We start from the raw sequence: 24,995 nt of genomic DNA, 5'->3' as shown, positions 1-24,995 counted from the left end.
GAAAAGTAGTTCCTAACAGCTCTTTTCGGCCTGAGGCCCCGCACCGGAGACACCCGGGGCGGGGCCTCTTTCCATTAGTGGAGATCAGCTCGAATACGAGTCCGTCACCCTCGAAACGGTCACAGACGGGGGTGCGTGTGTCCGGTCAGAACGGTCCGATCACCGACGGTGGATCTCCGGTGTGCAGTCGGCGCAGGAAGGCGAGAGTTCCGGCGTGGCCGGTTGCCCAGCACACGATGTTGGACTGTTCGGCCGTGTAGCTGGACTCGTTGTCGGCGGCGATGCCACGGATGATCAGTTGGGTCGCGGCCGACCAAGCGGCCTCGGTGAAGCGATCATCGTGAGTGGCGGCGGCGAGGCTTACCAAGAAGTCGCCGACTCCGGCGATGCCACAGCATGCGCCGGGGTAGGCGAGGTAGGGAATCCATGCGGCACAGGTGTTTCCGGCGGCGATCGCGAGATCCATTGCTTGGGCGTCGTCGCGGGTTTCCGCGATCCGGAGCAGGGTGGTGCCGATTCCGGCCAGCCCACGGCACCATGAGACGCACAGGGGTACGGCGGTGCTGTGCTCGGATCGTTCGATGAGTGAGCGGGTTTGCTGGTAGAGCGTATCGATTCCGGTTTGCAGCGCGGGATAGTCGTGGCCGATCGTCCCGGTGCGGGTCAGGTGTAGGAGGAAGGTGATGATTCCCGCCTGTCCGTGTGACAGCCCGGCGGCGGCGTCGAGTCCGGCGGCCAGCGGGAGGTCTGCTGCGGTGTAACGGGATTCGGCGTGCGGGTGATCGCTGAGTATGTTCGCGCATCGCCTGGCCACGGCGAGGTGGTGCTGTCGGTCGTGCGGTGCGGTCGACGCTGATTCGGCTTGCAGTAAGTGGCCGAGCCCGACACCGGCCGCGCCGACGACGAGATCGACTCCGTGGGGCTGCCAGTCCGTTGCGGGTCTTGCGAGATCGGTTGGTAGCCTTGGGATATCGAGGTTTGCCTCGTGGAGGCGCTGGAGCAGTATCGCGATACCGGTCGATCCGACGAACAATCCGGGCTGGAGACGTGTTCGTTGCGCGCCCGCGGCGGCGAATCGCGTGAGCCGCTGCGCCATCTCGCTGGCGTCCGGCCGGTGTGCGTGATGGAGCAGTTCCAAGCCGACTCCCGCCGCGCCGCGGTACGCGTTCACCTCGGGCCATTCGCCGGAATGGTCGAGCAGTTTGTCGACTCGGACGAGCAGATCGTCCAGGAGGTGGTCGATGAGTTCGGGCACGTCGGTTCGACCGATCCTGTTGACCGGCGGCAGCGCGGTGGTATCGGAAAAGTGTTCTGGGTGACCGGCTTTGAGTGCCTGCAGGGCCTCGACGTCGGCGCGCAACAGCCCGATGACGCACCGGACCGTCGGAGGGGGAGTGCCGCCGTAGATCCGCCCGATCGTCTGCAACGCGCTGAGGTGGGGATCGGCCGCCGTGGTGACCGGGTTTGCGCCGGTCGCGGCGAACAGCAGCGTCATCCCGAGCGCACGGAGGTCGCCGGCGAATGTCGCTGGTTCACCGTTCAATTGCGCAGGGGATGCGTAACCTGGTGTGCCGCCGGGGATTCGGACGGTGCCGTGATTGCACAGTCCGAAATCGATGAGGGTCGGCTCGCCGGTGGATTGGCTGATGACGATGTTCTTCGGCGAAAGGTCGGCGACGATGAATCCGTTGTCGTGGACGTCGGTCAAAATCTGCGCCAGTCGAATGGCCAGTCGGTCGAGGGTGCGTCCGGTAACCGCAGGTGATGACGGCCGATAGCGTCCGTTGCGAGGGACGTCCTCGGCCAGGTTGAATTCGCCGCAGAAACTGGTGACCAGGTATTCGTCGTCGCCGTGCCGGAAGTGGTCGAAGTACCTGGGGACGCCCGTTAGTCCGGCGAGACGTTCGAGGACATATCGCTCGTTGCGCAACCTGAGCCGGGCGTCGTCGCCGGAGGCCGATTCCGCGACATACGCGCGCGCCTGTTTGACGACGACGGATTCGCCGGTGCGGATGTCCTCGGCGCGGTAGACATTGCCGTGCCCGGCCTGGAGCAATCCCGCCAGCGGGCGGTAATGGTCGCCGAGGATATCGACCAGGTCCGCGGTGCCGTCGGCGACCAACCCGGTGAACGGATCGACCACCCACGGCGGCTGGCGGTAAGTGGGTTTCGCGTGGCCGTCGAAGCTTTCGCCGTTCGGCCCGGTCATCGTCGTGGTCAGTTGGCCGTCGACGTCCGCGACCAGCTGTCGCCGAAAGGGGCCGTACCGGTAATAGACCGGTGCGTCATCGCTGACCTTGCGGTCGGAGAGCACCCGCGGCGCTTTCTCGCCGTGCAGCAATTCGGCAAGCCGAATGCCCAACTGTTGGATATGTGCGGGATCCGGGTAGATCGTCCACGCCTTGCCGACCGTTGCCGCGCCGCGTCTTCCGTCGTTCAGCGATTGCAGCACCCGCCGTGATCGGGCCATCTTGAACGGGCACCCGGCCGCCAGCAATACCGGGACCACGATGTCGATGATGCGATCGAATTCCGAGGTGCGCGCCGAAATGTGCAGCTTCCAGCCATGGTCGGGAAGCGCTACCTCGGGATTGTCGACATACAGCCAAATCGGCGACCGGCGCAGCCGGTGATCGTAATCGATCGCCGCCTGCGCCACCCGCTGCTCGATATCGGTGAGCTCGAGTTCGGTCATACCAACAGCACCCGTTCAGAATCGCCGCGTACCGAGGTTTCCGTCGACGACCTGGCTAGTTGCTGAAGGGCGGGTAGCTGACAGTGCAGATCTCGGTGTTGTCGAGACAGATATTGCTCGCCGGACAGGCGGAAAGATTGTGCAGTGGGTCCGGAGCATCGAAGATGGTATCCGTTTCGACGACCGTCGCGCCCGCATTGCGTGGCGCCAGTTCCAGTAGAACGTCCATTTCCATACCCCACTTCATCGCGATCGACTTGTCGTATCTCACGCTAGTGATGGAGCGAAAAGAAGTGCAAGACAATGATTTTCGGGGGGGGTGTGCTCCCCAGTTGACCAACTGGGGAGCACTATGAACTGGAGAAGGCGGCGAAGAACCGTGTAAGTCCCCGCCATGATCGAGACCGCAACCTCCCGTCGCCGCGTGCGGGACGGGGACCTCGGTGCTCTCGTGCGACGCGGCGGCCGGGATCATGCACCCACTGTGCCGGGCCGAGCGGATACCGCTGGTCGACGGCGCTCTCGCCGCGCGGTATGGCTGTAGGGGAGTGCCGTCGCGGGCCGAAGTGAACGAGTGAGCAACGGTTGAGGACGAGGAGCGCGCGGTGGTGGACTTCGCTGATGCCAGGTGAGACTGCGTGATCAGGTATGGCCTGCTGAAAACGGCCACACGGCGGGAGATTCCAGGTGTCCACGCAGGTCAGAGGGATTGATTTGCTCGGACTGCGACACCGAGCCGATCCTGCACCGGCGTCGGCGTGAGGCCAAGGCGCTCAACTGCCTGTAGGCAACGTTCGGCACCTGAAAAGTAACGCCTAACAGCGCTTTTCAGCTCGAGGCCCCCGCACCGGAGACATCCGGCGCGGGGCCTCTTCGTTTGCTGGAAGGGTCAGGCGGCGGGTTTGATGCCGGGGTGGGCGACGACGCCGATGGTGATCGCGGAGTGGTGCATCACCTTGCCCGTGCCGAAGACCACGGCCGGATTGGTCTGGTTGCCCTCGCCGAGCACCATGTCGCGAACCATGGTGCTGCGGGTGCCGATGATCTGCTCGCTGACCGGATCGATGATGATCTCGTCGAGTCGGGTGCCCTGCGGCACGAAGCGGGTGGCGTCCACGAAACCGAGCGCGGTGCCCTTGCGTCCGTCCAGGTTCGCAACGTTCTCCGCGACTTTGATGCCGGGCAGCCGCAGGAGGGCTTGGTGCAGCACGGTGCGCAGGTCCTTGGGCACCATGCCGGTGGTGAGGAACTCCTGGGCGTCACCGAAGGCATCGAGTTCCGGGCTGATCTTGGCGTCGGGTGAGGGGCCTTCCTTCAGTTTGGCCAGCAACGCGTCCGGGTCCCGTGGTAGCGCGGCGAGGAAGTCCGGGGTGGGCCGGTGCCACTCGCCCTCGATCGGGCGGCAGGCGGGTTTGTCGACGTTCACGCCCATATAGCTCCACGACCCGCAGGCGGCCCGCCATTCGCCGGAGAAGTAGCTCTGTTCGAGCGACCGCTGTCGCTCGGGGCTGTCGTCGCTGGCGGGTATTATTTTGACCGGCCGGGCGTGGTTGCGGCGTTCCATCCATTCGTCGGTCCAGGTGGCCGGCATCCAGATTTCCCTGGTTGCCTCGGTCTGCTAAGCGACGTCGCCCCAGGCATTTCCGATCCCGTCGCTGCGGTTCCCCACGTAGAGGTACTGGCCGGCGGGCAACCCCAGGTCAGGGTCGGCCGCCGCGGCGGGGGCCTGCGGCGATGATTGGTCACCGCTCGTGCTGCAGGCGGCGGTCCCCGCGATCACCACGGCGGCCGCGACGGCCCCGATCGGCAGCCATCGTGATCTGCGCCGTGCGGAAGCGAGCGGGCGCTCATCGGCCAATCATCGATCTCATTCCCGCAGGTAGCGGAAGGTTTGGCCGTCCATGGACATCAGCGGTCCGTCGCGCAAGTAGGACTTGATCGCGGGAGCGGAAACCCCACTGCGCTTGCGCGACTCCGCGATCTTCACTCGTTCCTCGGTGTTCATCGGAAGCCCCCTTGCCGACCCGAGGGGCAGGTGGATAGTGTGACTATCTGTTAGCGGATAGTTCGCCTATCCATTTAGGGAGAGGGTTGCCTCTTCGTGTGGTTGCTGGTGGCTGACCGGCTTTGGTCATGCCACCGCAGAGGAAGGGAAACCCTTGAGTAACAGCCGATTTCGGTGTGTGAGAGAACGAGCGGCGATACTCGCTGCGATGGCTGTCGTGTGCGCGGCCACCTCGTGTGCCGCTGATTCGATGTCCGAGCTGCGGCCAGTGGCCGCGGAATCGGGCCGGGACGCGACTGTTCGGGCGCTGGACGCGGTGGTGCGGGCGGGATTGCCCGGCGCGCAGGTCGTGGTCACCGAGCGGGATCGGGACTGGATCGCGACATCGGGAGTCGGCGATCTCGCCACCGGTGCGCGTTTTCCGGACAACGGTCATATTCGAATCGGTAGCAATACCAAGACGTTCACGGCCACCGTGCTGCTGCAGTTGGTCGCCGAGGGCAAGGTGGGGTTGGACGCGCCGGTAGAGCGGTATCTACCCGGGGTTGTGCAGGGCTTCGGCAACGACGGCACTCGGATCACAGTGCGGAATCTTTTGCAGCACACCAGCGGTCTGCCCGATATGGAGCAACTGCTATCGAAGGCTCCGCAACCCGACCTGGCGAGGATGCGCTGGCAGCGGTTCGACGCTGCGGACGTGGTGCGGCAGGTCCTGACCTTGCCGTCGCGTTTCGCGCCCGGCGCGAAAGCCGAATACTCCAACACGAACTATCTGCTTATCGGCATGCTCATCGAGCGGGTAACCGGGCAGCCGATCGCCGCGGAGATCACTCGCCGGATCATCGAGCCGCTCGGGCTGCGAGAGACCTATTACCCGGCGCCCGGCGAGAACGGTCTGCGCGATCCGCATCCATTGGGCTATGCGGAGTTCGACGGACGCCTCGTCGACTACACCGACTTCGACCCGTCCTGGGCCGGCGCGGCGGGCGCGATGATCTCTACCGGCGCGGAGCTGAATCGGTTCTTCATCGCTCTGCTCGCCGGAAAACTGCTGCCCCCAGCGCAATTGGCCGAGATGAAGCGCAACCCGCTGCCCTTCGACCGCATGCCGGGCGCGGGATACGGGCTGGGACTGATCCACTACCCGGTGCCGTGCGGCAAGGAGGTCTGGGGACACGGCGGTTCCATTTCCGGATTCCGCACCCGCAACGGTGTGACCGCTGACGGGCGTGCGGTGACCATCGTCGTCAATCAGGTGCTCGACAGCGGCCCGAGCGACGACGCGGTTCTGAAGGCCTTCGATGCCGCCGTGTGCGCCGCCCCGTGAGCGCCGCGACGACGAGAGAGCCGTTAACGGATAGCTAGACTATCTACATGGCTGCTGGCGAGGAGAGGGAAACCGTGGATGAACGGATGCGGATGGCCGAGCTGAGCAAGCGCAGCGGGGTTTCCGTGCCCACCATCAAGTACTACCTGCGCGAAGGGCTGCTCATGCCCGGCGAACTCTCCAGCCCCAACCAGGCGGGCTACGGCGCGGAGCATGTGCGCCGCCTGCGGATGATCCGTGCGTTGATCGAAGTCGGTGGACTGTCGGTGGCGGCCATCGGCGATGTGCTGAGTGCGGTCGACGGACCGGAATTGTCGAGGTTCGAGTTGCTCGGTGTGGTCACCGGCACGCTGGACAATCCGCAGCCGTTGAACGACGACAGCGAAGTGGCTCGTGCGCGAGCCGAAGTGGATGCGGCGTTCCGTCGGCGCGGCTGGGATCTCGAGTTCCGTGCTTCGGCGATCGACACGTTGGTCGGTGTGCTGGTCCGGATGTCCCAGTTGGGTTATGGGAGTTGGGCATCCGAAGCGCTGGATACCTACCTGGACGCCGCCGAGCGGGTTGCCGAGATCGATGTCGAGCATTCGTTGCGCATTTCGGAGCGAGCCGAAGTGGTCGACGGGGCGGCCCTGATGACGATCCTCGGTGAAGCGGCACTCGGCGCCGCGCGCCGGATCGCCCACATCCAGGTATCCGCCCGCAAGTTGGGCCAGCTCGACGAGCGAGAGGCCTGAACGCCCGACCGAGCTGCCTTCGGACCGGCGTTAGTCTGAGGACGACATACGACGGCGCTGCCGATATCGCGGATCGCAAGGCGCAGCCGCCCGTTGGTCCGTCCGAGTTGCTGAAGTGAAGGGAAATCGCGGGATGCTGTTGCCATCGACCGAGCGGGCGTTGTTGCACCGGGTCGCCGTCGAGCAAGCGGAGTATCGGGTGCCCTCGCTGATCGCCGCGGTGGTGCGGGACGGACAACTGGCTTGGTCGGGGGCCCGAGGCCGGGTCGATGGGAGCAGGCCGACCACCGACACGCAGTACCGCATCGGCTCGATCACCAAGTCGATGGTGGCCGTCGTGGTGCTGCGGTTGCGCGACGAGGGCAAACTCGACCTGGCCGATCCGCTGGAGAAGCACGTGCCCGGCGCAAGGCTGGGCGATCGGACTGTCGCCCAGCTGCTTTCACACACCTCCGGCCTGCGCGCGGAGTCGCCCGGTGACTGGTGGGAGCGCACCGAGGGCGGGGACTGGGCCGAACTGGCCGACAGCCTGGACAGTGACGCGGGCAGCAAAGCGCTGTTGCACCGAGCGGGTCGGCGGTTCCACTATTCCAACCTCGGCTTCGCCGCGCTCGGCGAGTTGGTCGCCCAGCTGCGCGGCCACAGTTGGTTCGCGGCACTGCAGGCCGAGGTGCTCGCCCCGCTCGGCATGGACCGCACCACAGTGTTGCCCGCGGCCCCGCACGCCACCGGCCGGGCGGTGCACCCGTGGGCGGACGTGACGCTGCCGGAGCCATCGCACGACAACGGGGCGATGGGCGCGGCAGGCCAGCTGTGGTCCACGGTCGCCGACCTGGCCCGCTGGGCGGCGTTCGTCGGGGGTGACGGCAGCGAGGTGCTCGCCGCCGACACAGTGGCGGAGATGCGTGAGCCTGCCACGATCCAGGACGGCGACGAGTGGCAGTCCGGGTACGGACTTGGCCTGCAGCTGCTGCGCCGCAAGGGCCGTCGGCTGGCCGGCCACACCGGCGCCATGCCCGGCTTCATCGCCGCCGTCTGGGCCGACCCCAAGGACCACACCGGCGTGCTGTTTCTGTCCAACACGACCTACGGTGGCATCCAGGGCAAACTGGGCGGCGCGCTGCTCGACATTCTGGCCGAGCACGAGCCGGCCTTGCCCGAAGAATGGCTGCCCGCCGCCACCGTGGACCCAGAGTTGTTGGCGCTCACCGGAACTTGGTATTGGGGCACCGCCTCGATCGCGCTGCACCTGCGGGCCGATGGCCTGCTGGAGCTCAAGGCCCTCGCGCACGGCGGGCGGCAATCTCGGTTCCGCCCCGAGGCCGACGGCTCCTGGACCGGACTCGATGGCTACTACGCCGGTGAGCGCATGACGGTCGTGCGCGGCCCCGACGACGCGGCGCAGCGCCTCGAACTCGTGAGCTATGTGTTCACCCGCGCGCCCTACGAACCGGCAGAACCCATCCCCGGCGGTGTCGACCCGGCGGGCTTCGGTCAAAGCTGCTGATCCTCGAGGCCCCGCACCGGAGACACCCGGAGCGGGGCCTCTTCCATTAGTGGACGGTCGCGCGATTCACCGCGATTCGGTCATCGCGCGAAGATCTCGTTCTTATATGTAGTTCATCATCGTAGACCTACAGTGTTGACACGCTGCTGTGGGCGGCGTCTACTTACAGGTACCCGGACATTCAGTTCACTCCGGCCACTCCGGCGATGCCGCTGCGACCGACGCATCCGACAACGTTGCCGGACAAGGGATTCGAAGCCTGGCCCCGCGCACCACAGCCGCAACCTGCCCTGGCAATTCGTGCGCACCTGGGCATGTCCGCACCCTGCATGGCAAGAAGCCTGCAGCCGGGCCCATCTCACACACCTCTCCACCGAAAGCCGGTATCACCCATGATCGTTCTCGGAGTCATCCTTCTCATCGCTGGATTCCTGCTCAGCATTCCACTGCTCATCACCGTCGGAGTCATCGTCCTGATCATCGGTGTCGTGCTCATGGTCGCCGGTATGGCAGGCCACGCAGTCGGTGGTCGGCGCCACTACTACTGATCGGTCCCGGCGCAGCCGGAGCAGCAGTCGGGTGGTGCATCCGATCACCGAACATGTACCAGCAGTGTGAAGTTCGAACATTTGGAGACAGGAAATGCGAACATACGAAAACGACAGCAGGAGGATGCGCGGGGGTCGCCGTTCGGGAATGACCAGCATAGTTATGGGACTGGTGTTCGTCTGGCTGATCATCGGTGTCATCGCCGGTGCGCAACGGCACTACTACAACACCGCGCCCACCAACTGCGCCAGCGGCGGAACGATCGCTGTCACCATCGTCGCAGGCCCGCTCAACTACCTCGGCATGAACCCGAAAGTCGAGAACTGCCAGGTCAACGTGCCCCAACCCAGTCAGTGAGTGCCGAAAGATCGCGGCTCAGCTCGACCGATCCGATGGTGCTGATCGCGGTGATCTTCGACGCCTCGCTCGGATCGTCGTCCGGTAAGTAGACGCCGTCTCCGGGGGATTGTCGTCCGCGCCGGGGTCGACGGAATGCCGATCGACTACCCTGGGCGCTGCACTGGAGATTGTCGGATGTGAGGAAGATTTATGGGAAGCGTTGTCCTCGACGTTGTCGCGTTGCTCGCCAATCGTGCGGCGATGTTCTGGAATTGGATGGCGACCGGGTCGTCCGGGTTTCCACCGCTGTGATTTCGCGATGAACGGTTCGTTCGGCGAACGCCCTGGCCTTGCGGCCGGGGCGTTCGTGTATTTGCCGGGCTTGTAGCACTTTCCAGCGGGGGAGGGCTTCGATGGCTACCGTGGTGACTCGACAGCGATTTGTCTGATTGTTAGGAAAATCGATGGGAAGCACTGCCCTCGACGTCGTCAACCTGATCATTCTGCGGGCCGCGGCCTTCTGGAACTGGATGTACACCGGTTCCGCCGGGTTCCCGCCACTCTGATCATCCGCCCCTCGTAGCCCGACGGTTCCTGATCACAGTCGGGTTAGGGGTTTTCCGCGTCCATCGGGGTATGTCCCCCGTATGTTGAGCACCGTGAAGACTGCTGGCACGACGCGCCGCACGCCTGGATGGTTCGTTCTCTGGATGGGGCTACTGACCGCCCTGATCGTGCTGTGCTGCCTAATCTTGTTCTGGCAGTTGGCCGCCGAGGGCACCTTCCCGATCAAGGTCATCCTGTGGGTGGCCATCGGCGTGCTCGGCGCGATCGCGCTGCTCTTCGGCCTACTCGGCCTGTTCCGCTACCACTCCTTCTTCTACAGCCTCATCGCCCTCGTCGTGATCGGCGCCTTCGTCGCCCTCGTCTGGCAGAACGTCCCCGAAACCACCGGCTGGAAGCTCTCCCGCAACATCCTGCAAAACCAGGCCACCGACTGCGCCAACCCCGGCCACCGCACCCGCCTCGGCGTCTACACCATCACCTACGTAACCCGCCGAGACGGCGGCTGCCTCTTCTACACCGAAGGCGGAGAATCCAACTCATCCCGCGGCTTCGCCTACTTCCCCGACGCCGCCCCACCCTACATCGGCACCCCCAGCTCCGGCCTCGGATACGAACCGTTCCAAGGCAACTGGTACCGCTTCACCGAAGAGTCCTAACCACCACATCCGTGTCCATCCACAACCACCACGCCGACTTGACGTAGGTTGCATGCTCTTGACTGATGCTGCAGCTTGCGTCAAGAGCGTGGTTCGTGCGTCAAGTGGGCCGCCCCGGCTTGCTGGGGCGGGTCGAAGTACGTGGTGTTCACATGTTGGCAGGTGGGGGTGGTTTTTGGTGGGCGTTCGGAGTGGGATGGGGTATGGGGTCATTGATTTTTCGGAAGGATGTTCGGCGGGAAGGGGTTTCGGATGGCGAGTTGCGGGCTGGGCGGCGGCGCGGGGAGTTGGCGCGGGTTCATCGAGGGGTTTACGTCGAGCGGGCGGAACTCGAGGGGCTTGATGTCGGGGCGCGGCATGTCTTAGCTGTGCGGGCTGCGGTCAGTGGGCTCGGCGGGGATGTGGCGGTGAGCCATCAGTCGGCGGCGATCGTGCTGGGGCTGCCGGTGTGGAATATGGAATTGGGGCGAGTGCACGTGACTGCTTGTCAGCGCGGGCGTGCTCGGAAGGCGAACCATCTTCATGTGCACAGTTCGCCGTTCGATGAAACCGAGTTGACGATTGTCGACGGTATGCGGGTGCTGTCGCCGGCTCGCACTGTGGCAGATCTGGCCCGGGCGTTGCCGTTCGAAGAAGCTGTCGTGGTTGGCGACGCTGCGATGCGCGACTATCGGCTCACGACTGAAGATCTGCTGACAGCCCTCGACCACTGGCCACGCAGGCCCGGAGCGGCAAAGGCGCGAAGGGTGATCGCCTTCATGGACGCCCGCAGCGAAAGCTCCGGCGAATCGCGCAGCCGCGTCCGCATGCACTGGGCAGGCCTCCCCAAACCAGAACTCCAACACGTGGTAACCGACGCCGCCACCAATTTCCTCGCCCGCGTCGACTTCGCCCTCCCCGAATTGGGCATAATCGGCGAATTCGACGGCCGCGCCAAATACGACCGCCTCCTCCGCCCCCACACCACCCCCGCCCGAGCGGTATACGAAGAAAAACTCCGCGAGGACGCCATCCGAGCCCAAAACCTCCAAGTCCTCCGCTGGACCTGGCCCGACCTCGACCCCTTCCACCCCACCGCCACCCGCTGGCGTCACGCCATCAACCGAGCCGCGCACTTGACGTAGGAAGCATGCTCTTGACGCATGCTGCAACCTACGTCAAGAGCATGCAACTTGCGTCAAGTGCGCTGTGGGGGTGGGGGTTTGGGAGTGGTTAGGCGACGAGGCGGCCGCCGTCTACGACGATGATTTCGCCGGTGATCCAGGAGCTGGTGGGTTCGGCTAGGCGGGTGATCCAGGGGGTTATGTCGGAGACTTCGCCTATGCGGCCGGTGGGGGCTCGGTCGGCGTAGCCGGTGCGCCAGGTGGTGACGGTTTCGTCGGAGAGGCCGCCGGTGGTGAGGATGGGGGTGCGGACGTTGCCGGGGGCTACGCCGTTGACGCGGATGCCCTTGGGGCCGAGTTCGACTGCCCAGCTGCGGATCAGGCTGTCTACGGCGGCTTTGCTTGCCGAGTAGACCGATTGTTCGGGGGAGGCCAGGCGGGCGGAGATGCTGGAGACGACGACGATGTTGCCGCCAGGGGAGCGGAGCAGGGGAAGTAGTTTGGCGGTCAACAGGATTGGGCCGAAGACGTTGACCTCGAACTGGTGGCGGACGTCGGCGGGATCGAGGTCGTCGAGGGGGGTGAGGCCGAAAACGCCTGCGTTGTGGACGAGTACGTCGAGCGTGCCGCCGCGCGCTTGGACGGCTGCGGCGATCGCGTCGGTGCCTGCCTCGGTCGCGACGTCGGCGACCACCGGGATCACCGCCGGGTGCAGTGCGGCGACCTCGTCGAGCGGCTCGCTGCGGCGACCGGTGATGGTCACGCTGGCCGCGCCCTGTTCCGCGAACGCGAGCGCTGCGGCGCGGCCGATGCCGGTCCCGCCGCCGGTGACGACAATATGCTGCTCCGCGAACGTCTTTTCGGACAATGCCGTGCCTCTCTGTCGTCGGTCAGCGATCAGTGCCGACCTTCGTTGTCGGCAACACGGCGAAACTGTCGCGCATTCCGAGAGTCCGATAGGCCCTGGCTGGGTGGCTGTCGAGGAGGAAATGTCGTCCCGGTATCGACCGCAGGGCGGCGGTGACTATGACCGCAGTCTGCGACTGGAGCCAGGCCTGGAATCCGCGGACGTGACCGGATTCGGACTGCACGTCACCTGATCAGGGCAGGGGGGTGGCGCCGAGTTGGGTGAGTAGCATTCCCATGACCCCTGCCTCTTGGCCCTGAGCCTGGATCATCGAGCGCGCGGTCTCCTTCACCGGTCCGGACGGCAGCAGTTCATCGGCGGCCTGTGCCATGGCGATCCCGCCCTGGTGGTGCCGAAACATCAACTGCAGGAACAGGATTTCGGCGTCGCGGCCGTGCGCGGCGGCAAGGGCGTCGAGTTCGGGCATCGTCGCCATTCCAGGCATCAGGTTGTCCGGCCTCTTCTTGTCCGACATCGCGACCGGTGCCGAATGCTGATGGGGCACAGCGTCATCGGTGTGCATCCAGGCCATCGGATGGGTTGGCACCGGCGATGCGTTGGCCAGGCGCAGCCAGCCGAGCATGGTGCCGATCTCCAGCCGCTGTGTGTCGTCCAGCTGGTCGGCCAGGCGCACGACCACGGGATCGATAGTGCGATCGAGGCGTTGCACCATGATCAGTGCCTGCTGATGATGCGCGGTCATGTCCTGGACGAAGCCGATCTCGACCGAGTTGAGAATCGGTGTGGCCGTGTGTGTTTCCGGCAGTACGAGCGGGCGCAGCGCCGCGCCGAGCACCAGCAGGACGAACGCGAGCGAGGTGAGCGCGGCACCGCGCATCCAGCGTGGCATCGCTATGACCCGACGATCGACTCTTGGTCCGCCGGAGGCGAATACACGTCGTTGTCCAGCTGCAACACCATGAATCCGTTGTCGCTGCACGTGACATACAGTTGCGAGCCACGCCATTCCGGCGGCGAGAGGCACCAGTCGGTGGAGACGTCGCCGAAGGCCAGCCTGCCGGTGCGCGGGGTGAGCGCGTCCAACGGATTGAACTGTCCCTCCAGTACCGCGCGAATCGCGGGCGGCGCGCTCATCAACGGCACACCGATGATCGACGCGAGCGCGTGCGGCGAATTCCACAAGCTCAGGTTCTGGCCCGTGCGGGCGGGCGGGTTGTAGTAGGCGATCTCATGGATGTTGAACGGGTCACGCACATCGAAAACCCTGATACCGGAAGAGATCCAGCCGCACGCGAGAGCCGTCGGGTTGTCCCTGCGGTCGGCCGTGCAGTAGTGCGATTCGTAGGCGAAGGCCGAACCGCCCATGGACGAACCGATATTGCTGTCGATGTTCTGCGGCAGGTTGATTTCCAGCTTGATCTTCGCGGCGACCTTCGGGTTGGTGTCGTCGGCGATATCGATGAGTTTCACACCGCCGGAACCACCTTCGTCGACGGTGTAGAGGTAGGGCTTGCCGTTGTAGGTGACCGGGATGCTGTGCTGAGTGGCCCAGCCGTCGGTCCAGAAGACCCGTCCGATGTGCAGCACCTGCGGGTTCGGATCGCGGCGCTGCACCGCGCTGATGTCGAGCACGGTGAAGCCGCCGAGCGCGGACAGGTACATCCGGTTGCCGTCGGCGCTGACGCCGAAGCCGTGCGCCTCGATGCCGGTCAGGCCCTGCCAGACGACGTGCGGGTTGGTCGGATCCGTGAGATCGACGGCGCTGACGAAACCGGGCGCGATGCCCGAGGCCCAGTAGGTGTTGCCGTCGGGGGAGAAGCCGCCCTCGTGCGTCGTAATCGGTAGGGGCATCAGCATATTCGTGCCCGGGCCGGGATTGAGCAGTCGCGGATGCGCGCAGTCGGAGATGTCGTAGACCGACAGGTAGCCGACGCCGGTGCCCACCGGAACGCCGGTGCCGACCAGCAGCTTGCGTGCGGTGTTGACCTTCAGGCTCTCCCAGGTGCCCGCGAGCATCGCGGGTTCGGTGAGCGTGGCGGTCGGTCGGGGGTTCGCCGGGTCCGACACATCCAGGACCTGGACGCCACGGCCCTCGCTGATCAGGTCGCCGGGGAAGAAGGAGCCCATGTAGGAGCAGTGCTCGAAGCTGGTCGAGGTGATGCCCGCGCCGCGACCGGCGAAGCCGCCGACGAACGACATATTGCAGCGGTAGCCCTGGGTGCTGCGGCCACTGTCTCGGTCGGCGGCGGTGACGTCGCCCTGCATGCCGTTCTCCGGCCGCGAGCCGGGCCCGCAGTCCGCGCGCGGGACCGAAGTGCGGCCGACGTCCAGGAATTCCTGGACGGCGTTCTGGAGGTCGGACTGTAGATCCGCCGATGCGCTGCTCGGCAGCATCAGCACGGCGGCGAGGCCGACCGTGACCAGGGCCAGCGGTTTGAAACGGCGCAAGCTCGTCAGTGAGCGCATCGTCGGGTTCCCCAACCTTCATCAGTTGATCCGTCATCCCTCCGCTGACTGGGACAGCTGAGGGAACTGACTGAATGGTAGTAACTGCCGTTAACTTATGTGGCAGGTTTCGCGGAAATCCGATGAAGTGGCTGGTCGGGAACGTCCGCCGATGCCCGATGTCGGCAACAGCCGCACCGACTCTCGGGATCTGCACTCGGTATAGGGGTCAATAGTCGGTGCAGATCCCGAGAGAGTGCGCAGATTTCAGCGCTGCGGTCCGCGTTGGATGCGGGTCTGGTGCGTGGGACTCGTCGGAACGAGCCGCGGGCGGCCAGCGTCCGATCGGTGTGGCGGGCGGGCGGCGTTCAGTCGGTGGCGAGCTGAGCCAGGTCGTAGGCGAGGAGCTCATCGCAGGCTGCCAGCAGAACCCGGCGTAACTCTGCCGACCGTTCGGCCAGTGCGGACTGGGATCGCACGTACTCCGCACGCCCGGAAGGTGTTTCGATCCGGACCGGTTCGTATCCGTATTCGGATAGATCGTAGGGACTGGCCCGCATGTCGAGTTCGCGTGCCGCGCAGGCGAGTTCGAAGCAGTCCAGGACCAGCGCCGACGAGATCAGTGGGACCAGCTTGAAACCCCACTTGTAGAGATCCATATTCGCGTGCAGGCAGCCGGGCTGTTCCCGGCTGACCTGGTCGGCGCGGGTCAGCGGCTCGATATTGCGGCCGACCGCGTCCGGGGTGAAGAAGCGGAACGCGTCGAAGTGGGTGCAGCGCAGCGACATCGATTCGACGACCTCGTCGGTGCCCGCTCGGCCCAGACGCAGCGGCACCTGCTGATGCCGGACGTCTTCGGTGCGGTACACCATCGCCCATTCGTGCAACCCGAAGCAGGACAGTTGTGCGGGCCGTGATGCGGTGGCGCGCAACAGCTTCGCGACGAACTCGACGGTGTCGCGACGGCGGGCCAGGTAAGCGGGGTCCGCCGTAAAGACTGACTGCCGTGCAACGGAATCTGCGGTGGCCGAGATCCGGTGGTACCCGCGAGCACCGTCGTATTCACGAGCGCCGACCAGCCCGACGCCGAACCCCGGATGCCAGCGCCGCAACTGGGCGGGCTTATGCCCGTAGTAGGTGAACAGAAAATCGATCACCGGATGCGACGAACCCGCCGCTCGCCGTTCGACATACGGCCCGACCAGTCGATCCACTCGAACGAGGTGCTCGGCCACCTGGGCACGCCACTGCTCTTCGGTCAGCACCACCACCTCGGCCCCGCTCATGCCGTCGCCCGAGACTCGGCGCGCACCCGCTTGCCCCGCCCACTCATTCGATAATCCGGTGCGTCCCGTCGCGGACGGTGCCGACGAACTCTTCCACCAGATCTTCCAGCGCCACAATGCCCGTCGTGTTGCCGCGAGCATCCACGACACGACCGAGGTGACTGTTGGTGCGGCGCAGCCTGGCCAGCGCCTCGTACAGCGGCGTGTGCAGGCTGACCGTCGGCAGCGGGCGAATGTCGGTGCGCGGGATGGGCGTTCCCGGTCCGGCGCTCTCGTCGGCGACCTTGTCCAGCACGTCCTTGACGTGCAGGTAGCCGACCAGCGAGCCGTCGCCGGCCTCCACCGGATAGCGGGAGAAACCCGTTTCGGCGACGGCTGTTTCGATGTCACCGAGGGTGGTTCCGTTGCCGCGCAACGGAACTGTCCTTGTCGTATCCAGCGCCACCATCACGTCGGCGACCACCCGGTCGCTGGTACCGAGCGCCTGGGTGAGCCTGCGGTGTTCCTCCTCGTCGAGCAGGCCCTCCGAGCGCGACTCGCCGATCATCTCGGCGAGTTCCACCGAGGAGACGGTCGCCTGCAGCTCGTCCTTCGGCTCGATCCGCAGCAGTCGCAGCGTCAGATTCGCGGCCAGGTTGTAGAGGGCGATGAGCGGGCGGGCCAGGCGCAGCCACATGAGGTGCACCGGAACCAGCAGCAGCGCACTGCGTTCCGGGCCGGCCAGTGCGATGTTCTTCGGGATCATCTCGCCGAACAGGATGTGCAGGATCACCACGATGGCCAGCGCGAGCGCGAAAGACACCGGGTGCAGCAGCTGTTCGGGCAGCCCGAGGAAATCGAACGGGCCCTCCAGCAGATGCGCCACCGCGGGTTCGCCGACGCGACCGAGCAGGATCGAGCAGATGGTGATGCCGAGCTGAGCGGCGGCAAGCATCATCGACAGGTTCTCGCCCGCCCGAATCACGATGTCGGCGTTGCGCTTTCCCTGCGCGGCCAGCGCTTCCAGGCGATCGCGGCGGGCCGAGATCAGGGCGAACTCGGCCGCGACGAAGAACGCGTTGCTCGCCAGCAGCACCGCGGTGAGCAGGACAGCGAGGAGGTCACCCATGGCTGTGCTCCTGCTCTGGCTCGGCTTGCAGCTGTCGGAACGCGAGGTCGTCGGGGGCGACCGGAATCAACCGAACGCGGTCGATCCGGCGTCCGTCCATGCGTTCCACCCGGGCGATCCACCCGCCGGTGGTCGGCTGGTCGCTCGAAGACCATTGCTGCGAGCGCGGATTCGGCAACACGACCTCGTCACCGGCCACCGGGATGCGACCAAGTCGGGTGAGCACGAGGCCGCCGAGCGTTTCGTATTCGCCTTCGGGAGCGTCGTATCCGGTGGCGCGGGACACCTCGTCGATGCGCAGCAGGCCGGAGCAGTCCCAGCCGTCCGAGACCCGGCGCACGTCGAGTTCTTCCTCGTCGTGCTCGTCGCGGACGTCGCCGAGGATCTCCTCGATGATGTCCTCCATGGTGACGATGCCCGCAGTGCCGCCGTATTCGTCGACGACCAGCGCGACCTGCATGCCGTCGGCCCGGATCCGTTCCAGCACCTCGTCGCCGTCCAGGCTGGCGGGCACGATCGGGACCGGATGGGCCAGCATCTGCAGCGGGATGGTGCGCCGCACATTCGTCGGATGGGTGAACGCCTGCTTGATGTGCACCACGCCGAGGGTGTTGTCGAGGTCGCCGTCGATCACCGGGAACCGGGAGTAGCCGGTGCGGCGGGCGGCGTCGATCAGGTCGGCGATGGTGTCCAGTTTGTCCAGCGCTTCGATCTTCACCCGCGGGGTCATCAGTTCCTCGGCGCTGCGCTCGCCGAACTGCAGCGACCGATCGATCACCAGGGCGGTGCGCTGGTCGAGCGCGCCGCGCAATGCGGAGGTGCGGACCAGCGAGCCGAGTTCCTGCGGCGATCGCGCGGAACGCAGTTCCTCGGCCGGTTCCACGCCGAGCCTGCGGACGACCCAGTTCGCAGTGTTGTTGAGGAAGTGGATCAGCCACTTGAAGATGACGGAGAAGGCGACCATCGGGGGAGCCGTGGTGCGCGCGGTCGCGAGGGGCTTGGCGATGGCGATGTTCTTCGGCACCAACTCGCCGTAGATCATCGATAGCGACGTGGCCAACACCAGCGCTAGGGCCAGCGAGATGCCGTGCGCGGCGCCGTCGCTCAGTCCGATGCCGCTGAACAGCGGATCCAGCAGCCGGGCCAGCACGGGCTCGGCGATGTAACCGGTGATCAGGGTGGTGATGGTGATGCCGAGCTGGGCGCCGGACAGCTGGAACGACAGCGTCCGATGCGCTTGGCGGACCATTCTGGCGCGGACATCACCGTCGCGCGCGTGCGCTTCTACGGTGCTGCGTTCCAGCGCGGTGAGGGAGAATTCGGCGGCGACGAAGAGGGCGGTGCCTGCCGTGAGAGCGACGAATCCCAGCAGGCTGAGCACCGTGAGTGTGACGGACATCGTCAGCACCCGCCGAACGGTACTGGGAACTGGCCGGTGGGACGTGGGGCTGGGAGTAGGAGGACGCCGGGTTTGTCACCCGGCTCGGTAGAGGAGCCCTCCTGTGCTGCGCCCTCGGACGCGGGTGACAACTGGATCCTTTCGCAAGCCGAAGATGTTGGGCCGGAGACCGGCAACCACTATGTTACCGGCCCACGCGTCGGGTCGCGTGGGCCGGTGGTCGTGGCGTCGTGGGCGTGTCGCAAGGCGATCACCGCGCAGCGGTCCGCGCGTGGGATGGCACATCGAGCACTGCCGCGTGACCGAGGCGGAACTGTGTGCCTCGGTCACCAGCGGAATGCCGCGAACTTACAAGCGCTGCAACTAGTTACAGCTCACCAACCGCTGGGCAGCGGGCGACCCTCGGCGAAACCGGCGGCCGACTGCACGCCGAGCACGGCCTTCTCGTGCAACTCGGCCAGGCTGCGTGCACCCGCGTAGGTGCAGGCGCTGCGCACGCCGGAGCAGATGTGGTCGATGAGGTCCTCGACGCCGGGGCGTTCCGGGTCCAGCCGCATGCGCGAGCTGGAGATGCCCTCCTCGAACAGAGCCTTGCGGGCCCGATCGAACGCGCTGTCGGTGGCAGTGCGGGCGGCGACGGCACGCTTGGACGCCATGCCGAAGCTTTCCTTGTAGGCGTTGCCGTCGCGGTCGGTGCGCAGGTCGCCGGGGGATTCGTAGGTACCGGCGAACCACGAGCCGATCATCACGTTCGACGCGCCAGCGGCCAGCGCTAGGGCGACGTCGCGCGGGTGCCGCACGCCGCCGTCGGCCCAGATGTGCACGCCGAGTTCCTTGGCGGCGGCGGCGCATTCGGCGACCGCGGAGAACTGCGGGCGGCCGACGCCGGTCATCATCCGGGTGGTGCACATGGCGCCGGGGCCGACGCCGACCTTGATGATGTCGGCGCCCGCGGCGGCCAGGTCGCGGGTGCCCTGCGCGGACACCACATTGCCGGCCACCAGCGGCAGGCCGAGGCCGAGATCGCGGACGGCGCTGAGGGATTCGAGCATCTTGGCCTGGTGGCCGTGCGCGGTGTCCATCACGAGGACGTCGGCACCCGCGTCGGCAAGGGCCTTGGCCTTGGCGACGACGTCACCGTTGATGCCGACCGCGGCGGCGACGCGCAACTGGTGCTGATTGTCGACGGCAGGCTGGTAGATCCCGGCGCGGACCGAGCCGGTGCGGGTCATCACGCCGGCCAGGGTGCCGTCCTCGGCGGTGAGCACCGCGAGCTGGGTGTGCTTGGCCTCGAGCAGTTCGAAGATGTCGCGCGGCGAGGTGCTGGCCGGGGCCTGCACGAAATCGGTGATCGCGACGTCACGCAGCCGGGCGAACCGGTCGACATCGGTGCACGACGCCTCGGTGACGACACCGATCGGACGTCCGGTCTCGTCCACCACGACGACGGCGCCATGGGCGCGCTTGTGCATCAGGGCGACGGCCTCGGACACCGAATGCTCCGGGCCGAGGATGACCGGGGTGTCGGCGGTGAGCGAGCGGCTCTTGACGAACGCGATGGTGTCGGCGGCCGCGCTGATCGGCAGATCCTGCGGGAGCACAACGAGGCCACCTCGACGGGCGACCGTCTCGGCCATCCGACGACCCGCGACCGCGGTCATATTGGCCACGACAATGGGAATGGTGGTGCCGGACCCGTCGACGGTGGAAAGGTCGACATCGAACCTCGAGGCGACATCCGTCCGATTAGGGACGAGGAAGAGGTCGTCGTAGGTCAGGTCATACGGCGGCTGATGGCCAGGGAGAAACTGCACTTAACCGATGATAACCAAGTCCGCCCGGTACCGCGCAATTCTCCAGCACTCGGCGGAGACGAAGTTCACAGCGAACAGCACCCCGCTGCCGTCACCAACCCCACCCCCCACCCCCCCGCCCGCAACGCCCCCGCGCGCATCCATCGCGAACAGCCCTGCGCACGAATTCACCCGCCGCGCGCAAACCCGCCAGCAATCTCATGCGCAGCGAACAATTCGGCGCGCTGGCGGTAGCAAACCCACACAGGCTGCCCGCCTACGCATCGCCAGCGAGCACCGCGCCGCGTACAGATTTGCCTGCCGCGCATGAATCTGTCAGCAATTTCGTGCGCAGCACGCGATCAAGTGCGCGGCGTGGCAACCGCGCGGTTCGCTTGCGAGCGCGCCGCCATCGGGCGCCGCGGCGCACGGATCGGCCTGCCGCGTACAGATTTGCCTGCCGCGCACGAATCTGTCAGCAATTTCGTGCGCGGCGGGCGAGGAGGTGCGCGGAGGGGGCGTCAGGTGGTGGCTTGGGCTCGGGAGAGGCGGATTGTGGTGGCGCACATGATTATTACGGCGAGGGCTGTTATTGCTAGGCCGAAGGTGTTGGTGCGGAAGCGTTCGTCTAGGACGGTTACGCCGATGAAGGCTGCGGCGAGGGGTTCGGCGATGGTGACTGCGGGGAGTGAAGCCGAGAGTGGGCCCGCTTGGAATGCTCGTTGTTGCAGGTAGACGCCGGTGATTCCAGCGGCGATCAGTGCCCAGGTTTGCCAGCTGCTCAGTACTTCGCTGATGCCGTGGTCGAAGAGTGAGGTGACGTAGGAGGTGAGGGCGGCGGCCAGTCCGTAGAGGGAGCCGCTTGCGGTACCGAGGAGTAGGGCTCGTCGGCCGGGGTCGGTGCTGGTGCGGCCGATGATCGTAGCTGCGCCGATGAGGGCGACCAGGATGATCAGTGGGAGCAGCCAATCATGTAGTGGCGCATTGGTATTGCCCTCGGAGGGGTTGCCGACGAGCAGGAAACAGACGAGTGCGGCAGTGAGTGCGAGTGCGGTGGCCCAGGTGCGGGCGGTGATGCTGCGGCCGTTCAGTCTGGCGGCGAGTGGTAGCGCGAATACCAACGCGCTCACCAGGATTGGTTGGACCAGTAGGACCGCCCCTAATGCGAGCGCGGCGACCTGCATCGCGTATCCGCCGATGTCGCCGACGATGCCGGCCCACCAGCGCGGGTTGCGCAGTAGTGCGCGGACGAGCGAATCACCCTCGGGGACTGCGGCGGCCGCGCGCTGCTGCGCGACGGCCGCTACCGCGAAGAACAGCGCTGCCAGCAGGGCGCAGGCAATAGCGCCCACTGGATGGTTGGACACAACCGTCAGTTTGCCCCACGATTGCGGGTCCCCGGCGCGCGCTCCGGGCGTACGGCGCGTCGCCGTGTACTCCCGGGCGTGTCGCCGCTGGTGGAGCCGCCCGAGCGACCGGCGAAACCGGAGGTGGAACCGGTTGAGCGACCGGAGAATCCCGATGCACCCCCAGCGTTGCGGCCGGAGCCAGCCGACCCGCGAGCGCCACCCGTGCCGCCCTTAGCCGCCCCCGATCCGCGCGCACCGCCAGCCCCTGAGCCAGCGCCCGCCCCACCGGACCGGCTCGATGAACCCGTATCGCGCGAGGATCCCTTGATGGACCCGTCCTTGCGACGTTCACTCGCCGACGCCTCGGCCCGCACCGGAGCGCCTCCGCCCCGAGTCTCCGTCGTCCGCCGCCCCGATCCACCACGTCGCCGACCGGTCCCCGCCTTCGAGGCCCCTTCCGCGACAGGCTGTTTGGGCGGAGCGGGCGCCGCGACCGGAATCCCGGACGGCTGCCGCGCCCCGGTGATCTCGATCAACCGTCGATCCCCGGGCCGCACCTCGATACCCACGATCTCGACGCCCGCCTTACGCGTCATCGCCTCGACCTCGCGCCGCTCCTCGTCCATCACCAGCGTGACGACCACACCGTCCTCGCCCGCCCGCGCGGTACGCCCGGCACGATGCAGATACGCCTTCGACTCAGCAGGCGGATCAACGTGCACCACAAGGGAAATGTTGTCGACGTGAATGCCGCGCGCCGCGACATCGGTGGTCACCAACACCGGAATCGAACCATCCGCGAACGCCGCCAACGTCCGCGTCCGGTTGTTCTGCGCCTTCCCGCCATGCAGCGCACCGGTCGCTATCCCGGCCCCGCGCAACTGCTTGGCCAACCGATCGGCCCCGTGCTTGGTCCGCACGAACATGATGGTCAGCCCGTCCCGCGCGGCGATCTCCGCGGCGACGGTCCGCTTCGCCAGCTTGTCGCGTACGAAGAGCAGATGGTGCGTCATCGTCGCGACCGACGCGGAAGCGGGCGCGGTGGAGTGCGTGACGGGGGAGCGCAGGTAGCGCTTGACGAGCTTGTCCACCTCCCCGTCCAGCGTGGCCGAGAACAGCAGCCGCTGACCATCTTTCGGCGTCTGATCGAGCAACTTGGTCACCTGCGGCAGGAACCCCATGTCGGCCATGTGATCGGCCTCGTCCAACGCGGTGATCTGCACGTCGCCCAGCCCCGCCGAACCTTGCGCGATCAGATCGGCGAGTCGCCCCGGCGTGGCGATCAACAGATCGACGCCACGCGCGAGCCGCTCGGCCTGCCGCCGAATCGGCGCGCCGCCGACCACCGACGCGACCCGCAGTCCAACCGCGAGCGCGGGTGTGTCCAACGCGCGTTCGATCTGCGCGGCCAATTCGCGAGTGGGTACGAGCACCAAGCCTCGCGGCCTACCTGGCTTCGTCGCCCCACTGGCCAGCCGAACCAGCATCGGCAGCCCGAAGGCCAGCGTCTTGCCGGAACCCGTCGGCCCGCGGCCGAGTACGTCCTTGCCCGCCAGCACATCAGGAATGGTCGCGGCCTGGATCGGGAACGGTGCCTCGATGCCGTCGTTCCGCAGTGCTTGCACGAGCACGGCGGGCAGGCCGAGGTCCATGAAGGTCACGGGCGCAGCGGCGACTGGCGTCGAGGAGGTCACGGGTGGTGTGGGCCTTTCGTAAGACGACGCGCTCGGGCTGCGCGCTGTTCGGTGGATCGGGCGGAGACCGGTTCGGTGCACCGCGCACTGCGACCAAAAGGGGTGCAGCGCGAAATCAGGCCGACCGGGTGGCAGGCCAAGTGTTCAGGATACGTCCTATGACTGTCTAGCCGCGGAAGAGTCGCCCCAGCTCAACAAGCCACGGCACCGCGACGGCCATCGTCGGAACGACCAGGATGGCGGCCGAGCCCAGGTAGGCGGCGCTGGCGATCCGAACATCACCGATCCGCCCGGTGAGGCGCTGGATGCGAATCAGGGTGGTCGGCCCGCCCGCGGCGAGCGCACCCTGGGGCGCGGTGGATTTCGAGCACGCGACGAGCGCGCGGGCCAGCGGCTTCGGCCCGGTGACCTTCACGGCGGAATCGTCGGCGAGCAATTCGATGAGCAGTTTCACCGAGCCGAGCGCGGCCTTGCTGCGCACGAACCGCGGAAACGCTTCGTGCACAGCGGTAAACGCCTCGAGCACCAGGTCGTGCCTGGCGCGCAGGTGCGAGCGTTCATGACTGACGATCGCGGTGATCTCGGCATCGTCGAGGTTGGTCAGCGTCCCCTCGCTGATCACCACGCGCTGCCGCAGGCCGGGTAGGCAGTAGGCGATCGGCTCGGTCGCGGCGAGCACCCGGATGTCGGAGGCGCGCCGACGCGGCCCGCTTTGATCGAGCAGGTCGACCAGCATCCGATGCCTGGCCCGCCGCCGCCGCGTGTGCACCCCGACCCGGACGATCGCGTAACACAGCCGCGCACCGACCAGCAGCGTCAGCGCGAACACGAAGACATACGCCAACCACAGCGGTAACCCGAGCGCGTCGATCTCGCGGGTGGGTTGCGTGGTCGGCCGACCGTCGAGACCGGGCACCAGCAGTTCGGCGGCGATGGCCAGGCCGGACCCGAACGCACTGAGCACGGCGGCCAGCGCGATGGCCTGCCACAGCACCAATGCTGCGCGGGGCGTCCGGTATGTCCAGGTCGCCCGGCTGAGCAGGGCCGGGGCAGGCCCCGCGAGAAGCAATGCGAGTCCGGCGAATACCGGCGCGGTTGCGTTCATCGACTCAGCTCACTGCGTTGGGGGCAAGGTCGCGAGGAGTCTACTGCGGGGGCGGTGTGTCCTCGGTTGCTTCGAGCTTAGCGAGTGCCTCCCGCAGCGCGTCAGCCTCATCCTTACCGACCTGTTCCACGAAGTGCACCAGCGCGGCGGCGCGGCTGCCCGCGGCGTCGGCCTGTTGCAGTGCGTCCACCATCAGACTGGCGACCAATTCATCCCGGGTGTGCACCGGCGCGTAGCGATGAGCACGGTCGTCGCGCTGCTGGACCACGAGGTTCTTCTTCGCGAGTCGTTGCAGCACTGTCATCACCGTGGTGTACGCGAGCTCGCGGCGTGCGGCCAATGCCTCGTGCACCTGCCGGACTGTCTGCGGTTCATCGGTCGACCACAACTGGTCCATGACCGCTTTCTCGAGTTCACCAAGTCCTGCCATCCCACAATTTTACGGACTCAACGACGCGCATGCGTA

At 66.5% G+C, this 24,995-nt stretch carries 23 protein-coding genes; 8 read left to right on the top strand and 15 right to left on the bottom strand.

Annotation, left to right across the window (positions count from 1 at the left end; genetic code table 11):
- Window positions 1-145: 145 nt before the first annotated feature.
- The 4 genes from ACIBK2_RS26025 to ACIBK2_RS26010 all read right to left on the bottom strand — a co-directional run bounded on the left by ACIBK2_RS26025 (window position 146) and on the right by ACIBK2_RS26010 (window position 4,700).
- On the bottom strand, window positions 146-2,695 hold the full coding sequence (locus tag ACIBK2_RS26025; RefSeq protein WP_396970632.1) for a lanthionine synthetase LanC family protein: 2,550 nt from the start codon (window positions 2,693-2,695) through the stop codon (window positions 146-148).
- A gap of 55 nt (window positions 2,696-2,750) precedes the next feature.
- Window positions 2,751-2,966 carry a hypothetical protein gene (locus ACIBK2_RS26020; protein ID WP_396970630.1) on the bottom strand — a complete coding sequence of 72 codons (216 nt, stop codon included), beginning with the start codon at window positions 2,964-2,966 and terminating at the stop codon, window positions 2,751-2,753.
- Between the two features lie 618 nt (window positions 2,967-3,584).
- A complete protein-coding gene (locus ACIBK2_RS26015; protein WP_396970629.1) occupies window positions 3,585-4,286 on the bottom strand; it encodes a hypothetical protein in 702 nt (233 codons plus the stop codon).
- A gap of 276 nt (window positions 4,287-4,562) precedes the next feature.
- Window positions 4,563-4,700 carry a hypothetical protein gene (locus ACIBK2_RS26010; RefSeq protein ID WP_396970627.1) on the bottom strand — a complete coding sequence of 46 codons (138 nt, stop codon included), beginning with the start codon at window positions 4,698-4,700 and terminating at the stop codon, window positions 4,563-4,565.
- Window positions 4,701-4,908: 208 nt separating this feature from the next.
- Between ACIBK2_RS26010 and ACIBK2_RS26005 the strand changes: the two genes are divergently transcribed.
- The 7 genes from ACIBK2_RS26005 to ACIBK2_RS25975 all read left to right on the top strand — a co-directional run bounded on the left by ACIBK2_RS26005 (window position 4,909) and on the right by ACIBK2_RS25975 (window position 11,503).
- The gene (locus ACIBK2_RS26005) at window positions 4,909-6,027 is read left to right on the top strand and encodes a serine hydrolase domain-containing protein (protein ID WP_396970625.1); all 1,119 of its coding nucleotides are present in this window, start codon (window positions 4,909-4,911) and stop codon (window positions 6,025-6,027) included.
- Between the two features lie 47 nt (window positions 6,028-6,074).
- Entirely contained in the window at window positions 6,075-6,761 is a 687-nt protein-coding gene (locus ACIBK2_RS26000) for a MerR family transcriptional regulator (protein ID WP_396970624.1), read from the top strand.
- A gap of 133 nt (window positions 6,762-6,894) precedes the next feature.
- Window positions 6,895-8,268 carry a serine hydrolase domain-containing protein gene (locus tag ACIBK2_RS25995; RefSeq protein WP_396970622.1) on the top strand — a complete coding sequence of 458 codons (1,374 nt, stop codon included), beginning with the start codon at window positions 6,895-6,897 and terminating at the stop codon, window positions 8,266-8,268.
- A 392-nt stretch (window positions 8,269-8,660) separates the two neighbouring features.
- Window positions 8,661-8,816 carry a DUF6131 family protein gene (locus tag ACIBK2_RS25990; RefSeq protein WP_396970620.1) on the top strand — a complete coding sequence of 52 codons (156 nt, stop codon included), beginning with the start codon at window positions 8,661-8,663 and terminating at the stop codon, window positions 8,814-8,816.
- A gap of 148 nt (window positions 8,817-8,964) precedes the next feature.
- Window positions 8,965-9,174: a hypothetical protein gene (locus ACIBK2_RS25985; protein WP_396970619.1), complete on the top strand. Its 210-nt coding sequence runs from the start codon at window positions 8,965-8,967 to the stop codon at window positions 9,172-9,174.
- Between the two features lie 641 nt (window positions 9,175-9,815).
- On the top strand, window positions 9,816-10,379 hold the full coding sequence (locus ACIBK2_RS25980) for a hypothetical protein (RefSeq protein ID WP_396970617.1): 564 nt from the start codon (window positions 9,816-9,818) through the stop codon (window positions 10,377-10,379).
- Window positions 10,380-10,444: 65 nt separating this feature from the next.
- Window positions 10,445-11,503 carry a type IV toxin-antitoxin system AbiEi family antitoxin domain-containing protein gene (locus ACIBK2_RS25975; protein ID WP_396970616.1) on the top strand — a complete coding sequence of 353 codons (1,059 nt, stop codon included), beginning with the start codon at window positions 10,445-10,447 and terminating at the stop codon, window positions 11,501-11,503.
- Between the two features lie 88 nt (window positions 11,504-11,591).
- Here the strand turns inward: ACIBK2_RS25975 and ACIBK2_RS25970 are convergent, their stop codons facing one another.
- Window positions 11,592-12,350: an SDR family NAD(P)-dependent oxidoreductase gene (locus ACIBK2_RS25970; RefSeq protein ID WP_396970614.1), complete on the bottom strand. Its 759-nt coding sequence runs from the start codon at window positions 12,348-12,350 to the stop codon at window positions 11,592-11,594.
- A gap of 103 nt (window positions 12,351-12,453) precedes the next feature.
- On the opposite strand from ACIBK2_RS25970, the gene ACIBK2_RS25965 reads away from it, so the two are divergent.
- Entirely contained in the window at window positions 12,454-12,582 is a 129-nt protein-coding gene (locus ACIBK2_RS25965) for a hypothetical protein (protein WP_396970612.1), read from the top strand.
- Here ACIBK2_RS25965 and ACIBK2_RS25960 read toward each other — a convergent pair whose 3' ends face one another.
- From ACIBK2_RS25960 to ACIBK2_RS25915, 10 genes are all read right to left on the bottom strand, one after another.
- Window positions 12,583-13,239: a DUF305 domain-containing protein gene (locus tag ACIBK2_RS25960; RefSeq protein ID WP_396970610.1), complete on the bottom strand. Its 657-nt coding sequence runs from the start codon at window positions 13,237-13,239 to the stop codon at window positions 12,583-12,585.
- A gap of 2 nt (window positions 13,240-13,241) precedes the next feature.
- Entirely contained in the window at window positions 13,242-14,816 is a 1,575-nt protein-coding gene (locus tag ACIBK2_RS25955; protein ID WP_396970608.1) for an LVIVD repeat-containing protein, read from the bottom strand.
- Window positions 14,817-15,163: 347 nt separating this feature from the next.
- A complete protein-coding gene (locus ACIBK2_RS25950) occupies window positions 15,164-16,081 on the bottom strand; it encodes a 3-methyladenine DNA glycosylase (protein ID WP_396970606.1) in 918 nt (305 codons plus the stop codon).
- A 43-nt stretch (window positions 16,082-16,124) separates the two neighbouring features.
- Window positions 16,125-17,189 (bottom strand): hemolysin family protein, encoded by a 1,065-nt coding sequence (locus tag ACIBK2_RS25945; RefSeq protein WP_396970604.1) that lies wholly within the window; start codon window positions 17,187-17,189, stop codon window positions 16,125-16,127.
- The gene (locus ACIBK2_RS25940) at window positions 17,182-18,588 is read right to left on the bottom strand and encodes a hemolysin family protein (RefSeq protein ID WP_357388307.1); all 1,407 of its coding nucleotides are present in this window, start codon (window positions 18,586-18,588) and stop codon (window positions 17,182-17,184) included. The genes ACIBK2_RS25945 and ACIBK2_RS25940 overlap by 8 nt, the downstream gene beginning before the upstream one ends.
- Before the next feature lie 374 nt (window positions 18,589-18,962).
- Window positions 18,963-20,402, bottom strand: a complete 1,440-nt coding sequence (locus ACIBK2_RS25935) for a GuaB1 family IMP dehydrogenase-related protein (protein WP_396970602.1) — start codon at window positions 20,400-20,402, stop codon at window positions 18,963-18,965.
- Window positions 20,403-20,902: 500 nt separating this feature from the next.
- Window positions 20,903-21,748 (bottom strand): DMT family transporter, encoded by an 846-nt coding sequence (locus ACIBK2_RS25930; RefSeq protein WP_396970600.1) that lies wholly within the window; start codon window positions 21,746-21,748, stop codon window positions 20,903-20,905.
- 5 nt (window positions 21,749-21,753) lie between these two features.
- Window positions 21,754-23,382: a DEAD/DEAH box helicase gene (locus ACIBK2_RS25925; protein WP_396970828.1), complete on the bottom strand. Its 1,629-nt coding sequence runs from the start codon at window positions 23,380-23,382 to the stop codon at window positions 21,754-21,756.
- Window positions 23,383-23,590: 208 nt separating this feature from the next.
- Complete coding sequence (locus tag ACIBK2_RS25920) at window positions 23,591-24,529, bottom strand: M48 family metalloprotease (protein ID WP_379291503.1); 939 nt, start codon at window positions 24,527-24,529, stop codon at window positions 23,591-23,593.
- 40 nt (window positions 24,530-24,569) lie between these two features.
- A complete protein-coding gene (locus tag ACIBK2_RS25915) occupies window positions 24,570-24,959 on the bottom strand; it encodes a BlaI/MecI/CopY family transcriptional regulator (RefSeq protein ID WP_150401655.1) in 390 nt (129 codons plus the stop codon).
- Between the last annotated feature and the right edge of the window lie 36 nt (window positions 24,960-24,995).

It is taken from the genome of Nocardia sp. NPDC050175, assembly GCF_044459885.1.
GTDB lineage: Bacteria > Actinomycetota > Actinomycetes > Mycobacteriales > Mycobacteriaceae > Nocardia.
The sequence above is the reverse complement of the archived record's forward strand: the minus strand, read 5'-3'. Positions and strand labels throughout refer to the sequence as shown.

What these genes read in the sequence shown, in the direction of transcription:
- ACIBK2_RS26025 (WP_396970632.1), bottom strand. Translation starts at nt 2,695, where the DNA reads ATGACCGAACTCGAGCTCACCGATATCGAGCAGCGGGTGGCGCAGGCG.
- ACIBK2_RS26015 (WP_396970629.1), bottom strand. Translation starts at nt 4,286, where the DNA reads ATGCCGGCCACCTGGACCGACGAATGGATGGAACGCCGCAACCACGCC.
- ACIBK2_RS26010 (WP_396970627.1), bottom strand. Translation starts at nt 4,700, where the DNA reads ATGAACACCGAGGAACGAGTGAAGATCGCGGAGTCGCGCAAGCGCAGT.
- ACIBK2_RS26005 (WP_396970625.1), top strand. Translation starts at nt 4,909, where the DNA reads ATGGCTGTCGTGTGCGCGGCCACCTCGTGTGCCGCTGATTCGATGTCC.
- ACIBK2_RS26000 (WP_396970624.1), top strand. Translation starts at nt 6,075, where the DNA reads ATGGCTGCTGGCGAGGAGAGGGAAACCGTGGATGAACGGATGCGGATG.
- ACIBK2_RS25995 (WP_396970622.1), top strand. Translation starts at nt 6,895, where the DNA reads ATGCTGTTGCCATCGACCGAGCGGGCGTTGTTGCACCGGGTCGCCGTC.
- ACIBK2_RS25990 (WP_396970620.1), top strand. Translation starts at nt 8,661, where the DNA reads ATGATCGTTCTCGGAGTCATCCTTCTCATCGCTGGATTCCTGCTCAGC.
- ACIBK2_RS25985 (WP_396970619.1), top strand. Translation starts at nt 8,965, where the DNA reads ATGACCAGCATAGTTATGGGACTGGTGTTCGTCTGGCTGATCATCGGT.
- ACIBK2_RS25975 (WP_396970616.1), top strand. Translation starts at nt 10,445, where the DNA reads ATGCTGCAGCTTGCGTCAAGAGCGTGGTTCGTGCGTCAAGTGGGCCGC.
- ACIBK2_RS25960 (WP_396970610.1), bottom strand. Translation starts at nt 13,239, where the DNA reads ATGCCACGCTGGATGCGCGGTGCCGCGCTCACCTCGCTCGCGTTCGTC.
- ACIBK2_RS25955 (WP_396970608.1), bottom strand. Translation starts at nt 14,816, where the DNA reads ATGCGCTCACTGACGAGCTTGCGCCGTTTCAAACCGCTGGCCCTGGTC.
- ACIBK2_RS25950 (WP_396970606.1), bottom strand. Translation starts at nt 16,081, where the DNA reads ATGAGCGGGGCCGAGGTGGTGGTGCTGACCGAAGAGCAGTGGCGTGCC.
- ACIBK2_RS25945 (WP_396970604.1), bottom strand. Translation starts at nt 17,189, where the DNA reads ATGGGTGACCTCCTCGCTGTCCTGCTCACCGCGGTGCTGCTGGCGAGC.
- ACIBK2_RS25940 (WP_357388307.1), bottom strand. Translation starts at nt 18,588, where the DNA reads ATGTCCGTCACACTCACGGTGCTCAGCCTGCTGGGATTCGTCGCTCTC.
- ACIBK2_RS25925 (WP_396970828.1), bottom strand. Translation starts at nt 23,382, where the DNA reads ATGGACCTCGGCCTGCCCGCCGTGCTCGTGCAAGCACTGCGGAACGAC.
- ACIBK2_RS25920 (WP_379291503.1), bottom strand. Translation starts at nt 24,529, where the DNA reads ATGAACGCAACCGCGCCGGTATTCGCCGGACTCGCATTGCTTCTCGCG.
- ACIBK2_RS25915 (WP_150401655.1), bottom strand. Translation starts at nt 24,959, where the DNA reads ATGGCAGGACTTGGTGAACTCGAGAAAGCGGTCATGGACCAGTTGTGG.